We start from the raw sequence: 14,725 nt of genomic DNA on the forward strand, positions 1-14,725 counted from the left end.
GTATATAAAATTTCTACTTGAATACCGTCACCATTATACTCCTTATGCCTCAAAGATACAAGAAAAAATCTGTTATTTTTGAGTTTTTTTTGAAAAATTTACTGAAAATCTATCATATTTATATAAAGGAAAACAAATATCGTGTAAACAGCCTACTTAAAAAGATAATTTAATTACATTTTAAACAAACCATAACTAGTTTTGAGTTGTTCAACGGTACCAAAAACCGAGCGACAAAAAACCTGTGGCACTGCTATTTACTTCTCAAAAATTGTTTGAAATAGGAAATAATGTCTTTCCCACTCACATTTCTCTTACCAGATCTCCAAAATCGCTTGCCAGACCAGTGTCAACACAGTCACTCCCAGCCAGCAAACTAGTCCGACCAGGAGAGCCGCTTTGCCATTTTTCACCAAGGCAAACACATTTGTCCGCAAACCAATCGCCACCATAGCCATACAAATGAAAAATTTAGAGAGGGACTTCAACGGAGCAAACCAATCTGCCCCTATACCAAATCCACCCGCTATCGTTGTGATTAGACTAGCTAAGATAAAATACAAGATAAAGGTCGGAAAACCTGTCAGGAGGGACTTCTTATCTGCCTTGAGACCCTTTCCTCGGGTTTGCCAAATTGCTAAGACTGTTGTAATCGGGATAATGGCTAAAGTTCGTGTTAACTTAACCGTCACTGCTGTATCTAAGGTCTGACTGCCTAGACCATATAAGCTATCCCAGGTCGAAGCCGCTGCTGTCACAGAGGAAGTGTCATTGACCGCCGTTCCGGCGAACATCCCAAAGGCCTGACCCGAATCTGTCGAAAACCCAAGCCAGGTTGCCAGGGTCGGAAAGACCAAAGCTGCCAAGACATTAAAAAGAAAGATGACCGAGATAGCTTGTGCCACATCCTCATCATCTGCCTGAATAATGGGAGCTGTCGCCGCAATGGCTGACCCTCCACAAATAGAGGTACCAACGCCAATCAAGGTCGCCAGAGGAGATGAAATCGGCAACCATTTCCACATCAAAAATGCCAAAAACAAAGCGAAACTGATGGTTGAAAGAATAATTGGAAGAGACTGACGACCCACTGCCAAGACCGCTGATAAGTTTAATCCAAATCCCAAACAAATCACAGCATACTGTAAAATTTTCTTGGAAGTAAAGGTTAAGCCTGACTGAAATGCATTTTTACTTGAAAAATAGGGATACAGGCTCATCCCGATTAGAAGGGCAAAAACAGGCCCACCTACAAGTGGAAATAAATGACCTAACCACTGACCCGCCAAAGCCAAAAGGAAACAAAGTCCGACACCTTTGGCATTTTCTTTTACCATAAAAACCTCCTAAAATATCAAACGTAACACCGCGGTTGTAACAACACCAACCAAGACTGCTAAAAGGATATTTTTTGTTTTCAAAACCACAAAAAATGTCGGAAGAATAGCCAAGCTTTCCACAGGGAGAAAACTTGGCAAGGAGCCAACTTTCTCATCCATAATACTGGAGAGGGTCAATGCAAAAATGATAGTGATTGGCAAAAAGCTGAGGAATTTCACCAACTTTTGAGGGAGAGATTTATTTTGCGTCAGTACAAAAGGTAGGACACGTGGCACCCAAGTCACCAGCGCCGCCATCAGAATAATCAGTAAAATGTTAGTTTTTATCATCAATCATCACCCCCACAAAGCAACCTAAGAGTGTCGCCAAGAGCACCGCCACATAGGACGACACCACCATAGACAGACCGATATAGCCCAGACCAACTGCCAGCAGAATCAAGCCAATTTTTTTCAGCGGAATGGTCCGAACCATAGCCTCTAACTGACCTGCAAAAATACCGACAAACATGGCAACCAAGGCAAAGTCCAATCCAAACTGCTCAGGATTTGGAATGAGACCACCAATCAGATTGCCGAGAGTCGTGAATGTAACCCAAGAGGCGTAGCTTGCAAAATTATTTCCGTACATCCATTCTGGAGTAATGGTATGATGCTCAATCTGCTTACGCAAAAGAACTGCATAGGATTCATCCGTCACAAAGGATCCTATCAAGATATTCGATCCTAAACGATTTCCTTGAAAAATAGTTGTCGCATGCAAGCACATCAGAAAATTACGCAGGTTGACAAAGAAAACGGTTACTGCAATGGATAACAAAGGCGCGCCTGCAAAAATCATGGCACACATGACAAATTGAGCACTCCCGGCATAGATTAATAGGCTCATCAGCCCCATCTCCACAGTAGAAATGCCCGAATTGACCGATACGACTCCGCAGGCTAGACCAATACTGGCATAGCCTAATACAGTGGGAATGGCATCGCGCATCCCTTCACGAAAAGCATATTTCTTCATTCATTATCTCCCTTCCCCTCACTAATTGATTGAAGAATTATTCTCTCATTTTCTCACATTGCAACTCGTTTTTCAAGAATTCTTATAGCTAATACTCAATGAAAATCAAAAGTAGCCTAGAAAACGAAGGCGAAGATAGAACTGGAGTTCATCAAGGCAAGTTGACAACGGATAATTTTGATTTTCGAAGAGTATAAGTAGAGGCCTTGCCCTTATTGATGTACTTTCTGCATAAAATAGACCCAGCCGATAGCTGGGCCTATGGATAGGGAGGCTACTGTTGTTTCTGGAGGACCATCAAACAAGAAGTAAAGTCCTTATTGTCTCCAACATGGTCCCCATGTCGAATTGACAAACCTGTATGCATTAATTGGCTACCAGTATAAACTTCTCCATCAAGGTGATAGACCGCATCTTCTTCCAACCCCTGCAAGCGTAAGCGTTGATAGGAGAGATTAGCAGTTGTTAACCGACGATAATAGCCCACGATGACTTGTTGACCATCCGAGGATTGGACCTGCCAAGCCGTTATTTCTCCATCGAATGGACTTTTCAGACGAGTAAAGATACCGTGTTGGAAAATCTCACGGTGAGCCTTGTAAAAGGCAATCTGTTCTTTCATCTCTTCCAACTCTTCTTGGCTACACTCAAACAAATCCAATTCATAGCCAAAACTTCCAAAGAATGCAACATTGGCACGTGTGTTTAGCGGAGTAGCTCGCCCCAACTGCTGATTTGGACTAGCTGACACATGACAACCCATACTATTTAAAGGATAGACCATGCTCGTCCCATATTGGATTTTCAAGCGTTCCATGGCGTCCGTGTCATCGCTGACCCAGGTTTGCGGTGCATAGTAGAGCATCCCCGGGTCAAATCTAGCTCCACCACTTGAACAAGACTCAAACAGAACTGTCGGAAAAGCTGCTATCAGGCTATCATATAAACGGTAGAGATTGAGAATATAGCGATGGAAGGTCTCACCTTGCCGCTCTGCCTCCCGTGTACATGTAAAGACCTCTGTCATATAGCGATTCATATCCCACTTGATATAATCAATATCATGCTCAGCCAACAGCCGGTGGAGTTGGTCATGAATATTTTGATAAACATCCTCCCTCGACAAATCCAAAGTATATTGGTGGCGTCCGTGCGATTGACTATGCCGAGGATGATGGAAAATCCAATCTGGATGCGCTCGGTATAAATCACTGTCTTTATTGACCATTTCTGGTTCAATCCAAAGTCCAAATTTCATTCCCATAGCATGAACTTGGTCAATAATCCCTGTTAAGCCACTTGGTAATTTCTCTCGGTTGACCGTCCAATCTCCCAAGCCTGCTCGGTCATGGTTTCGCTTGCCAAACCAACCATCATCCATGACAAAGAGTTCAACACCAAGACCTGCAGCCTCTTTGGCCAAGGAAAGAATTTTTTCCTCATCAAAATCAAAACTCATGGCTTCCCAGTTATTCAAGAGAACAGGCCGTTCTCTATCACGCCAATAGCCACGCACCAGATGTTTTTGGAAGAGGCGGTGATAGGTTTGGCTCATGCCATTCAAACCATGCTCGCTATAAACCATAACGACCTCAGGCGTCTGGAACTCTTCTCCCTTATCTAATGTCCAAGAAAAACGTTCAGGATGGATTCCCATACTCACTCTCGTCTTTTGGAAAGAACTCACATCCACCTGCGCCAAAAAGTTTCCGCTATAGACGAGCGAGAAGCCCAGTACTTCTCCCTGATGCTCATCCGCATTTGGTCGTTTCAAAGCCATGAAGGGATTGTGCTCCGCACTACTAGCCCCTTTGAGACTGTAAATAGACTGACAACCTTGATGAAGAGGCGATAATTGCAGATGCCGCTCGCGTCCCCAAGCTCCATCCAAATGCAACCACTCATAGTCCATATCAGGCAGACAAAGTGTCATACTCAAGGCACGGTTCAAACAGACAGATTTTTCTCCGAGTTGTTCAAAACGAGCAGAGCGAGTCACCGCTGGATAATCTCGAAAAATCGTATAAGACAAGACCAGGCGGGTCTGCGACTCTTCATCCAACAAATAAATATCCAAACTATCTGCCTGTCCCTCCTCATCCAGATAGAGATGAGGAAGACCCTTTAAAGCCGATCGCCCAGCATAAATCGCATGACCTTGATAAACAAAATGCGATAGGCTACTGCCATCCTTCTGCACCAACTCAAAAGTCGGAGAAAAATAGTCCGTTGTACCGTAACAAGCAAATTCAGGATTGGCATATTGGAGCGAAAAGAAACGGTCATCGTCTTCTACAAAGGAAGTCAAAGCACGATACTCATCTTCACGCACGTACTGATAGGAAGCTGTTTCTGTTACACGCTTTCCATAATACAAACTACCAATATGACCATTAGGCAAGACCGTCAACACATAGCTAATAAACTCATTGTAAAGATGGAATTCCTTTGTCTTTTCATGAAAGATAATTCCCATTGTAGCCTCCTATAATTTTCCACCAGATGTCGCAATCCCTTGGATGAACTGCTTCTGGAATATCACATACAGTACCAACATCGGCCAAATAGCCAAAACACTTGCAGCCATGAGCTGAGGATAGTTAACAGCGTAAGCTCCCTGAATCTTAGAAAGTGCGCTAGACAGGGTAGCCTTGTCAGCCTCTGAGTTGATAATCAATGGCCACAGCAAATCCTTGAAAGCAAACAAAGCCGTAAAAATCGCTAAGGCAATCAAGCCAGACTTGGCCAAAGGCAACATGACCTTAAAGAAGGTCTGCCCGATATTACAACCATCCAATTTTGCAGATTCCTCCAATTCTTTCGGAAGACCCATGAAAAATTGACGGAGCAAGAATGTCCCAAAGGCACTGACAATTCCTGGGAATACCAGAGCAAAAATCGTATTGCGCATACCAAGTTGGTCAATCATCAAATACTGAGGAATGACGAATAACTGAGGTGGTACCATCATCTGGAAAAGAACCAGACCAAACAAGACATTCCGCCCAGGAAATTCCAAGCGAGCAAAGGCATAAGCTGCCATGGCTGAGAACATAACCGAGCTAAAGATACGCCATAACATCATCAAAATGGTGTTCAGATAGAGTATCGGAAAATTATTAGTCCGAATAGCCTCCGTATAATTGCTCACCATCCAGTTACTTGGTAAAAAGTGGAAAGGATTCATCTGAGTGGATTCGGTCACCGTTTTAAAGGACGTCAACACCATCCAAACAAATGGAATCAGCATGCCCAATGCCACTAAAATCAAGAAGGCATGCATCCAGATTGTTGATTTAAAAGCTGATTGTTTCACATGAACCTCCTTAACGGTAATGCACCCATTTTTTCTGTACCTTCATCTGAACGAAAGTAATGACAAGAATAATTAATAACAACAACATGACAATGGTGGAGCCATAGCCCTTATCCGAATATTTAAAGGAATTATTGTAAAACAGATAAACCAGAGATACTGTCTTATCATAGGCAGGACTACGAACATCCTCCATCATATAGATAACATCAAAGACTTGCATGGATTGAATGACACTGGTTACCACAACAAAGAACAGGGTTGGTGAAACCAATGGCAGGGTAATGGAGAAAAATTGCTTGGCTGGACTAGCTCCATCAATACGAGCTGCCTCATAAAAATCCGTTGGAATTTCCTGCAAACCAGCTAAAATTAAAATCATACTATAGCCAACAGTACTCCAAATTCCAATCAAAGCGATTGAGTATAGAGCAATCTTTGGATCTTCAATCCAGTTCACAGCACCCAGTCCCAAACGACGCAAGACATAGTTAATCAAGCCGAAGTCCGTATTGTAGAGCCATTTCCAAACCATGGTCACTGCGGCTGGTGCTGCCACCATAGGCAAGAAGAAAATAGTTCGATAAATATGCTTACCTTTAATCTTAGAATTAAGCAAAACTGCAAGCAACATGGCCAAGGCAACGGTAGCTGGAACAACTAGAATCGTGTACTTCAAGGTATTCCATGTCGCCTGCCACACTTGCGCATCCCCTAACATTCGTTGGTAATTTGCCAAGCCGACAAAAATATCGCCTTTACCGAAATCTCCACTCTTATGGAAACTCATCTTCATGGTTTGGAAAATAGGAATAATATTGAGCACGATTAATCCAATAATGGTCGGTGCTACCATTCCCCATCCCCAAATTGCCTCATTTAAACTTCCTTTTTTTCGGAACATCTTATCCCCATCCTTCTTCATTTAATAAGAAGGTCCGGGGAAGAATCAACTTCCCAAGACCTCCTACCTATTTTTCAGTTGCTAATTCAGCATTCATCATATCAGCTGTTTCTTTGGCAGCTTCTTCAGTTGCTTTTTCTCCAAGATAAGCAGGTTTCAATAGCTCATAAGCCTTATCTTCCCACTTGATGGTTGTTTGTGAATATGGACGAATCTGTGCATAATCCACCATGTCAACATAATTCTTGATAGTAAAGTTTTTGTTTGAATCTACCCAAGTATCTGCCGCGCCTTTATAAGCCGAGATTGCCACACCAAGTGTTGCCTGCATTTCTTGTGCCTCTTTTGAGCTGAGGTACTCAACCCATTTCCAAGCAGCATCTGGATGTTTAGTCGTCGCAGCAATGGCATGACCCAATCCATTAAAGATGGTTGCACGAGTTCCATCTGGCCCTTTTGGCAAGACAGCTACATCAGCATTTTCACGAATGTAGTCATTAGCAGTGAAACCAGATAAATTCCAAGAACCGAAGACGCTCATAGCCACTTGACCGTTTTGGAATGCTTCGGCCCGCTCTTTATCTACTGTAATAGCCGGTGAAATTTTTTCTTTGACAAAGCTAAAGTAGTAATCCAAAGCCTCAATGGTCTTAGGATCAGCATAGCCTGATTTCAAATCATCAGTAATGACCTTACCACCATTTTGATAGATAAAGTTGTAGTAACCCTCTTGGTTACTCAAACCAGCACCGAAACCATACTGACTACCATCTGGCTTGGTCAATTTCTTCGCCACTTCTTTCAACTTATTCCAATCCCAAGTATCGTCTGGGTATGGAATGCCTGCTTCGTCAAATAATTTTTTATTGTACCAAAGACCGATTGTATCGAAATCTTTTGGAATAGCGTACTGCTTACCATTTATATTGTAGATTTCATTCAAACCATCTGGGAAATTGGCTAGTTTAGCATCCTCACTCTTGGCTAAATATTCATCCAATGGCAATAGCATTTTATTGGAACCATAGCGATAAATCTCATTTGAATGCATCCAGAAGGTATCAGGCAATGAACCACCTGTCGCACCAGCTTCTAACATGGTCCAGTAGGAATCCCAGTCCGATACTTGAATATTAATTTTAATATCTGGATTCTTTTTCTCAAACTCATCCGCAATCTTTCTCAAACCAGGCTCTTGACCAGAATCCCAAATAGCATAGGATATTTCTGTCTTTCCTGAACTACTTCCTTCCGTAGTTTTGCTAGACTCAGTCGAAGTAGAACACGCTGCCAGCAGGCCTGCAGCCGCAAGCAAGGTAACATAGCGACCAATTTTCTTCATGATAATACTCCTTTTCTTTTGTCGAATACGTCGACGAACTTTGTTATTTCTACTACAACTATAACATGTAAGCGCTTTATAATCAAATAGGAATATTTGACATATTCCATATGATTTTGGGATATTTTTTAATTTTTTCAAATAAAATGTCACATTTACATATAAATATGCTATACTGATTGTAAGCCTTTACACTTTTGGTATGGAGAATACGATGAAAATACAACCTGAATTTTACGTCTTTAATAACCGATCCTATGTAGATTTTTACCCCATCCAATTTGGCATGGAAGCCTGTAAGCCACTTCACTCATTCGGCCCAACTATGAAACAACACTACCTGTTTCACTACATCATCTCTGGTTCAGGTACTTTTTACGATACCTCCGACCAACGTGAATACCACCTGACCGCAGGACAGGGCTTCCTTATCTCCCCAGAAGCCATCTGTAGCTACGAAGCAGACGAAAAGGACCCCTGGACCTATATCTGGCTTGAGTTTGACGGTCTGAAAACTGAGCATTTTCTCAGACAAGCAGGACTCTCAAAAGAACAACCTATCTTTTCACAACGGGAAATGCCCACCTCTAGCCCTGTCTACCATGAAATGAAACAAATTCTCGCGCTCCATCATCAAAAAAGTGCTCTAGTTCTCGGACACCTTTACCTCTTTATCTCCTGCCTCATTGACTGTTCGCTAACCAAAACAAGTAGCAAACACGATGAAAACAAGGAATTTTATATACGAGAAGCCATCAACTTCGTAGAACGAAATTATGAGAAAGCTATATCCGTCGATGATTTGGCACAAGTATGCAACCTCAATCGCCACTACTTCAGTCGGCTATTCAAGGAGCAAATGAACATCTCACCTCAACAATTTATCATCCAATACCGACTCAGCGAAGCCTGCGAACTCTTAAAAAACACCACTAAGACACTACAGGAAATTGCTGAAGAAATCGGCTACTCCAACCAATTCAATTTTTCAACTGCTTTTAAAAGACATTACCAAATTTCTCCAAATCGCTGGCGAAAAATCCACAAATAAACCTCTTACGCATCCTTGACGTAAGAGGTTTTTATTCTACAAATTCTCAAAAGCCAGACTCGGTTTGGCATTGAGGTCCCAACCAGCGAAGTTTTCCTTGTTGTATTCACTAACGGCTGCCAAGGCAATCATACCTGCATTGTCACCGCAGAGGCGAAGCGGGGGAATGATGACCTCCACATCCGTGATTTCAGCCGCCAACCGCTCTCGTAAGCCCTGATTGGCTGCTACACCGCCCGCTACGACCAAGGTCTTAACAGGGTATTTCTCCAAGGCCTTCTTGGTCTTAGCCATGAGAATGTCCATAACACAGGCTTGGAAAGAAGCTGACAGGTCCGCATTGGACAAGGTTTCCCCTTTCTGCTGGGCATTGTGGTAGAGGTTGATAAAGGCGGATTTCAAACCTGAAAAAGAAAACTCCAGATTATCTTCTTTTATCATAGCACGAGGGAAGTCATAAATGTCTTGCCCCTCATGAGCCAATTCATCAATAATACGACCAGCTGGATAGGGGAGCCCCATGACCCGCCCTACCTTATCGTAGGCTTCGCCGACCGCATCATCTCGCGTTTCACCGACAATCTTGTAGCCACCCGCCTCTGAGACATAGACCAACTCCGTGTGCCCACCGCTGACCAAGAGGGCCAAGAGGGGAAATTCCAACTCCTTGACCGCACGCGCCGCCATCAAATGCCCTGCCATGTGGTTGACAGGAATGAGTGGCAAACCATTAGCCCAGGCAAACGCCTTGGCAGCCGAAATCCCGACCAGCAAGGCACCGACCAAGCCAGGCCCATAGGTCACAGCCACAGCCGTCAGGTCCTCTGCCGTCACCTCCGCCTCCAACAAGGCCTCCTCGATACAGGCCGTAATCACTTCCACATGGTGACGGCTGGCCACCTCGGGCACCACCCCACCAAACCGCTGGTGGCTGGCAATCTGGCTGGCAATGACATTGGACAAAAGCTCCGCCTCATTTCGCAAAACAGCCACCGAAGTCTCGTCACACGAAGTCTCAATCGCCAAAATCAATCTATCTTTCATCACGTTCTCTCTTCATTAGCACCGCGTCCTCGACAGGATGGCGGTAGTAGTCTTTTCGTTTTCCTATTTTGGTAAAATGCTGGCGTGTATAGAGGGCCTGAGCTGCGCTATTGGACTCCCTCACTTCGAGGAAGATGTCTCCATCCCAGTCCATCACAGCAGCCATCAGTTGACTGGCGATTCCCAACCTCTGAAAATCAGTCTTAACAGCAATCTGCAAGATTTCCATTTCATCCAGCACCGTCTGCACAGCCAAAAATCCGACCAACTCCTGACCCTCATAGGCCAGATAGTAGTCCTCATCCTGACTAGCCATACTGGACACAATTTGCTCTACAGTCCATGGAGACTGCTCATAAACCGACTGCATAACTGCCAAAACAGCCTCTGCCAGGTTTTCCTGACCATCGTAGTGTTTAATCTCTATCATACACGTTTGATATAACTTTCTGAGCCAGCTTGGTTGTCCTTGAGCCAGTTTTCCTCTGCCTCTACTCGTTTGAGATAGTTGGGCTCAAAGCTGGTGACATCTACTGCTGGCAAGTCTTGACCAATCACCGCCAGCTGATAGGCAGACGGCAGACTAGTTTGGCAATGGGCAGTTGGCAGAGCTTGCTTGATTTGATTGATAAAGTTTTCCACTTCTCCGACAAAGGTGATGTTTTCCTTGCCAGACAGGCTAGAAAGCAAGTCTTCAAAAGACCAGTAGCGGTCTGCCTCGACTGCTCTGCCATTTTCATAAACACCTGCATAGACGCAGTTACGGCGAGCATCGATGAGGGGCACCACCAGACCCGTCAGGCTGGACGGAACCAGGGACTGAAGACTGGATAGCCCCACCAAGTCGATCTTGAGGGTGTAGGCCAAGGTCTTGGCAGTCGCCACCGCCACACGAAGCCCCGTGTAGGAGCCAGGTCCCTGAGCGACCACAACCCTATTCAAGTCTTTGGGCGTCCAGCCCACCTGCGCTACCAAAAAATCGACCACAGGCATGAGGCTGATACTATGATTTTTCTTGACGGTCAGCAGGGTTTCCGCCTGCAAACGACCGTCCTCCACCAAGGCAACCGATAGGGCCTGGTTGGAGCTGTCTAAAGCTAGGATTTTCATACGTTTCTCTTTCTTTACGTCATTCGGTTTGCTTTTATTACTGCGACGCATGAGGAAACTTCGTTTCCGTATTTCCCACTTCAAATAATTTCATCATTATTTGAACTCGCTTTGCCGTACTTTACAGTAGTATCTTGCTTCGCAAGCCAAATTTCCAACCTAGCACAGCCACTAGGCTATGCTAGCAACCCGCAGCAATTGTTACGAATTACATTCGTCTTATTCCCAACCACCAACAGTCTATTCTTAGACTGTTGGAGCGACTACTAAAAGCAAACTGAAAGACTTTTCAATGCTACTCTCTATTGTAAGCTATCTTGGCCTTTTTTTCAAATAATGAAAAGAATCGGTTGTGATTTCAAGTTGGTTATCGGATAGAATCGATTTGTCATCCCAGCATTTCATATCTCCATCTGACAGTTGAATTGTATTGTTCATTACACAATCTCAACTATCCCAATACATTCGGAATCCTAACTCATTTCTTTGATTTATCCCCTTCTGAAATACCGAATTTCTGAAAATCATGACACTTTTCCATTTTCCTACCAAACCCTTTTACCATCAGCATATTTTATGGTATAATGAAGAGTACATTTAGACTGAATAAATTGACAACTCGAGAAAATTGAATAGATATTACCAGACAGCCCAACTGTTTGGGGCTTTTTTCATAGTTGCCAGTCAAAAAGAAAGGAACTATACTACACATGATTTATAAAGTATTCTATCAAGAATCAAAAATTAGCCCACGTCGCGAGCAAACACGCGCTCTTTATCTAGACATCGATGCTGCATCAGAATTGGAAGGTCGTATTATCGCGCGTGAATTGGTGGAAACCAACCGCCCTGAATACAATATCGAATTTATCGACCTCTTATCAGACAATCATCTTGAGTACGAGAAAGAGCACGCAGATTTCAAAATTACGGAGTTTTAATCCATGTCATCAGTCAATCTAAAACCTCATGAAGTTGGCGTATTCGCCATCGGTGGTTTGGGAGAAATCGGGAAAAATACCTACGGTATCGAGTACAAGGATGAAATTCTCATCGTCGATGCCGGTATCAAGTTCCCAGAAGATGACCTATTGGGTATCGACTACGTTATCCCAGACTACTCCTACATCGTTGAAAACCTAGACCGTGTTAAAGGTCTGGTCATTACCCACGGGCACGAAGACCACATCGGAGGCATTCCCTTCTTACTCAAGCAAGCCAATGTCCCAATCTATGCTGGTCCATTAGCCCTCGCCCTCATTCGAGGCAAATTGGAAGAACACGGACTGCTCCGTGATGCGACTTTGCATGAAATCAATCATAATACAGAGTTGACCTTCAAACACCTCAAAGTCAGCTTCTTCCGTACCACCCACTCCATTCCAGAGCCACTTGGTATCGTCGTTGACACCCCGCAAGGAAAAATCGTCTGTACCGGTGACTTCAAGTTCGATTTCACTCCAGTTGGCGAGCCAGCAGACCTTCACCGCATGGCTGCCCTCGGTGAAGAAGGCGTTCTATGCCTCCTCTCCGACTCGACAAATGCTGAAGTCCCAACCTTTACCAACTCGGAAAAAGTGGTCGGTCAGTCCATCATGAAGCTGATCGAAGGCATCCACGGACGTATCATCTTTGCTTCCTTTGCCTCCAACATCTTCCGTCTCCAACAGGCGGCTGATGCAGCGGTTAAAACCGGACGCAAAATCGCTGTCTTTGGACGTTCCATGGAAAAAGCCATTGTTAACGGTATCGAGCTCGGCTACATCAAGGTGCCTAAGGATACCTTCATCGAGCCAAACGAGATCAAAGAATACCCTGCCAGCGAGATCATGATTCTCTGTACAGGGAGCCAAGGGGAGCCTATGGCAGCGCTCTCTCGCATCGCCCACGGTACCCACCGTCAAGTGCAACTCCAGCCAGGCGACACGGTCATCTTCTCGTCCAGTCCTATTCCGGGAAATACCACAGGTGTCAACAAGCTCATCAATATCTTGATTGAAGCCGGTGTCGATGTGATTCACGGTAAAATTAACAACATCCATACCTCTGGGCACGGTGGTCAACAAGAGCAAAAACTCATGCTCCGCTTGATCAAACCAAAATACTTCATGCCTGTCCATGGTGAATACCGCATGCAAAAAATCCATGCCAGCCTAGCTGTTGATACAGGCGTTCCAAAAGATAATATCTTCATCATGGAAAACGGAGATGTCCTTGCTCTGACAAAAGATTCTGCACGTCTCGCAGGTCAATTCAACGCCCAAGACATCTATGTCGATGGAAACCGCATCGGTGAAATCGGCGCAGCAGTCCTCAAAGACCGCCGCGATCTTTCAGAAGATGGTGTTGTCCTTGCAGTAGCCACTGTCGATTTTAATTCTAAGATGATATTAGCAGGACCAGACATCCTCAGTCGCGGTTTTATCTATATGAGAGAATCTGGCGAGCTCATTCGCGAAAGCCAACGCGTCCTTTTCAACGCTATCCGCATCGCCATGCGCAACAAAGACGCAAATATCCAAACAGTCAACGGCGCTATTGTTAACGCCCTACGACCATTCCTATACGAAAAAACAGAGCGTGAACCAATCATTATCCCAATGATTCTGACGCCTGACCGATAACACACTAAAATCCCATAGGTGAAACCTCTGGGATTTATTTTATATTAATACTCTTCGAAAATCAAAATTATCCGTTGTCAACTTGCCTTGATGAACTCCAGTTCTATCTTCGGCTTCGTTTCCTAGGCTACTTTTGATTTTCATTGAGTATAACAAGATAACCCAGCTTGAAAAAGACCGTCTTCAAGCTCATGTCCATCCCCTCGCCCTGCTATTTCTTAGCTCAGGCTGAAACAGTCTCTTCCCAGACTACTTCACTCCACTGGACCATTACTCGCTCTCTAATTTTCAAGCTCATGAACAAGAGGCTGGACAAAAAGCCCTGGCCCACTTCTCAGTGTTCGTGTCAACATCTCAGCGCAGTGGTTGATTGGCAGATTTGTTCGCGTTTCACACTCCAAATCTGACCATTACGACTGTTGCGAACAAAGTTCGCTTCATCTCCAACCACCAAAGGTTCCCCGAACCTTTGGTGCTATGCGGGGGTGGGAGTGAAACAGTCTGGGAATAGACTGTTTCAGCTCAACAACTAGAAATAAAGACTTGTTGACGAACTCTTCTATGAATGGTTGAGTTCTTATACGAAAACTCAAAAGAATGCAAAAACTCCCTCCCTATGATATAATCAAAGCGAAAAATTTTTATGTTAGGCTACTAGCTCGTCCCTAGTAGTCTTTTTCTGTGCTAAAAATTCAGGATACGTTATCTGCTCTTTTAAAAGGATATAGGCTATTTTTAATAATTGATGTGCGAGGGCAATTGTTGCTTTTTGTGAACCACGCCGACTTTGAATCTGATAAAATCGGGCTGCTAGAGGACTTCCTTTTTGTTTTTTGACAGCGAAAGCGGCTTGGCATAAACATTTCTTCAAATAAGAATTACCATGCCGAATCTTGGTACTTCGTTTCTTACCAGCACTCTCATTATTACCTGGACAGAGTCCAGCCCAAGAAGCTAAATGTCCAGATGTCGGAAA

At 44.1% G+C, this 14,725-nt stretch carries 13 protein-coding genes and 1 pseudogene; 3 read left to right on the forward strand and 11 right to left on the reverse strand.

What is annotated here, in order from left to right:
- Positions 1-314: 314 nt before the first annotated feature.
- The 7 genes from K5Q29_RS08465 to K5Q29_RS08495 all read right to left on the reverse strand — a co-directional run bounded on the left by K5Q29_RS08465 (position 315) and on the right by K5Q29_RS08495 (position 7,920).
- A complete protein-coding gene (locus K5Q29_RS08465) occupies positions 315-1,337 on the reverse strand; it encodes a YeiH family protein (protein WP_105139170.1) in 1,023 nt (340 codons plus the stop codon).
- Between the two features lie 9 nt (positions 1,338-1,346).
- Positions 1,347-1,670 carry an AzlD domain-containing protein gene (locus tag K5Q29_RS08470; protein WP_053866964.1) on the reverse strand — a complete coding sequence of 108 codons (324 nt, stop codon included), beginning with the start codon at positions 1,668-1,670 and terminating at the stop codon, positions 1,347-1,349.
- Positions 1,657-2,358, reverse strand: a complete 702-nt coding sequence (locus tag K5Q29_RS08475; RefSeq protein ID WP_024413225.1) for an AzlC family ABC transporter permease — start codon at positions 2,356-2,358, stop codon at positions 1,657-1,659. The genes K5Q29_RS08470 and K5Q29_RS08475 overlap by 14 nt, the downstream gene beginning before the upstream one ends.
- Positions 2,359-2,632: 274 nt before the next feature.
- On the reverse strand, positions 2,633-4,834 hold the full coding sequence (locus K5Q29_RS08480; protein ID WP_105139169.1) for an alpha-galactosidase: 2,202 nt from the start codon (positions 4,832-4,834) through the stop codon (positions 2,633-2,635).
- 9 nt (positions 4,835-4,843) lie between these two features.
- Positions 4,844-5,674, reverse strand: coding sequence for a carbohydrate ABC transporter permease (locus K5Q29_RS08485; protein ID WP_221877112.1), 831 nt, complete (start codon positions 5,672-5,674; stop codon positions 4,844-4,846).
- A gap of 10 nt (positions 5,675-5,684) precedes the next feature.
- Complete coding sequence (locus K5Q29_RS08490) at positions 5,685-6,578, reverse strand: carbohydrate ABC transporter permease (protein ID WP_105139167.1); 894 nt, start codon at positions 6,576-6,578, stop codon at positions 5,685-5,687.
- A 67-nt stretch (positions 6,579-6,645) separates the two neighbouring features.
- Positions 6,646-7,920, reverse strand: a complete 1,275-nt coding sequence (locus tag K5Q29_RS08495; RefSeq protein ID WP_105139166.1) for a sugar ABC transporter substrate-binding protein — start codon at positions 7,918-7,920, stop codon at positions 6,646-6,648.
- 214 nt (positions 7,921-8,134) lie between these two features.
- Between K5Q29_RS08495 and K5Q29_RS08500 the strand changes: the two genes are divergently transcribed.
- Positions 8,135-8,971 carry an AraC family transcriptional regulator gene (locus K5Q29_RS08500; protein ID WP_024382108.1) on the forward strand — a complete coding sequence of 279 codons (837 nt, stop codon included), beginning with the start codon at positions 8,135-8,137 and terminating at the stop codon, positions 8,969-8,971.
- Positions 8,972-9,007: 36 nt separating this feature from the next.
- Here K5Q29_RS08500 and tsaD read toward each other — a convergent pair whose 3' ends face one another.
- Genes tsaD through tsaB form a run of 3 tightly spaced genes read right to left on the reverse strand, consistent with a single transcriptional unit; the run spans position 9,008 to position 11,125 of the window.
- Positions 9,008-10,015: a tRNA (adenosine(37)-N6)-threonylcarbamoyltransferase complex transferase subunit TsaD gene (gene tsaD, locus K5Q29_RS08505; RefSeq protein WP_105139165.1), complete on the reverse strand. Its 1,008-nt coding sequence runs from the start codon at positions 10,013-10,015 to the stop codon at positions 9,008-9,010.
- Positions 10,005-10,445, reverse strand: coding sequence for a ribosomal protein S18-alanine N-acetyltransferase (gene rimI, locus K5Q29_RS08510; protein WP_024418192.1), 441 nt, complete (start codon positions 10,443-10,445; stop codon positions 10,005-10,007). Before rimI ends, tsaD begins: the two co-directional genes overlap by 11 nt.
- Positions 10,442-11,125, reverse strand: coding sequence for a tRNA (adenosine(37)-N6)-threonylcarbamoyltransferase complex dimerization subunit type 1 TsaB (gene tsaB, locus K5Q29_RS08515; protein WP_024418193.1), 684 nt, complete (start codon positions 11,123-11,125; stop codon positions 10,442-10,444). The genes rimI and tsaB overlap by 4 nt, the downstream gene beginning before the upstream one ends.
- A gap of 710 nt (positions 11,126-11,835) precedes the next feature.
- Between tsaB and K5Q29_RS08520 the strand changes: the two genes are divergently transcribed.
- Together K5Q29_RS08520 and rnjA are read left to right on the forward strand one after the other, a co-directional pair.
- Positions 11,836-12,066, forward strand: coding sequence for a DNA-dependent RNA polymerase subunit epsilon (locus K5Q29_RS08520; RefSeq protein ID WP_002938523.1), 231 nt, complete (start codon positions 11,836-11,838; stop codon positions 12,064-12,066).
- Positions 12,067-12,069: 3 nt separating this feature from the next.
- Positions 12,070-13,749, forward strand: coding sequence for a ribonuclease J1 (gene rnjA / locus K5Q29_RS08525; RefSeq protein ID WP_002938522.1), 1,680 nt, complete (start codon positions 12,070-12,072; stop codon positions 13,747-13,749).
- A gap of 654 nt (positions 13,750-14,403) precedes the next feature.
- Here rnjA and K5Q29_RS08530 read toward each other — a convergent pair.
- Positions 14,404-14,725 (reverse strand): annotated as a pseudogene (locus K5Q29_RS08530) (transposase); the annotation flags it as partial.

Origin of the sequence: Streptococcus sp. 2018037 (assembly GCF_019754195.1) — a bacterium.
In the GTDB taxonomy this organism is placed as follows: Bacteria; Bacillota; Bacilli; order Lactobacillales; family Streptococcaceae; genus Streptococcus; species Streptococcus hashimotonensis.

Excerpts from the sequence above, each read along its gene's own strand:
- K5Q29_RS08500 (WP_024382108.1), top strand. The coding sequence starts at position 8,135 with ATGAAAATACAACCTGAATTTTACGTCTTTAATAACCGATCCTATGTA.
- rnjA (WP_002938522.1), top strand. The coding sequence starts at position 12,070 with ATGTCATCAGTCAATCTAAAACCTCATGAAGTTGGCGTATTCGCCATC.
- K5Q29_RS08475 (WP_024413225.1), bottom strand. The coding sequence starts at position 2,358 with ATGAAGAAATATGCTTTTCGTGAAGGGATGCGCGATGCCATTCCCACT.
- K5Q29_RS08490 (WP_105139167.1), bottom strand. The coding sequence starts at position 6,578 with ATGTTCCGAAAAAAAGGAAGTTTAAATGAGGCAATTTGGGGATGGGGA.
- K5Q29_RS08520 (WP_002938523.1), top strand. The coding sequence starts at position 11,836 with ATGATTTATAAAGTATTCTATCAAGAATCAAAAATTAGCCCACGTCGC.
- K5Q29_RS08480 (WP_105139169.1), bottom strand. The coding sequence starts at position 4,834 with ATGGGAATTATCTTTCATGAAAAGACAAAGGAATTCCATCTTTACAAT.
- K5Q29_RS08495 (WP_105139166.1), bottom strand. The coding sequence starts at position 7,920 with ATGAAGAAAATTGGTCGCTATGTTACCTTGCTTGCGGCTGCAGGCCTG.
- K5Q29_RS08470 (WP_053866964.1), bottom strand. The coding sequence starts at position 1,670 with ATGATAAAAACTAACATTTTACTGATTATTCTGATGGCGGCGCTGGTG.
- K5Q29_RS08465 (WP_105139170.1), bottom strand. The coding sequence starts at position 1,337 with ATGGTAAAAGAAAATGCCAAAGGTGTCGGACTTTGTTTCCTTTTGGCT.
- tsaB (WP_024418193.1), bottom strand. The coding sequence starts at position 11,125 with ATGAAAATCCTAGCTTTAGACAGCTCCAACCAGGCCCTATCGGTTGCC.
- rimI (WP_024418192.1), bottom strand. The coding sequence starts at position 10,445 with ATGATAGAGATTAAACACTACGATGGTCAGGAAAACCTGGCAGAGGCT.
- tsaD (WP_105139165.1), bottom strand. The coding sequence starts at position 10,015 with ATGAAAGATAGATTGATTTTGGCGATTGAGACTTCGTGTGACGAGACT.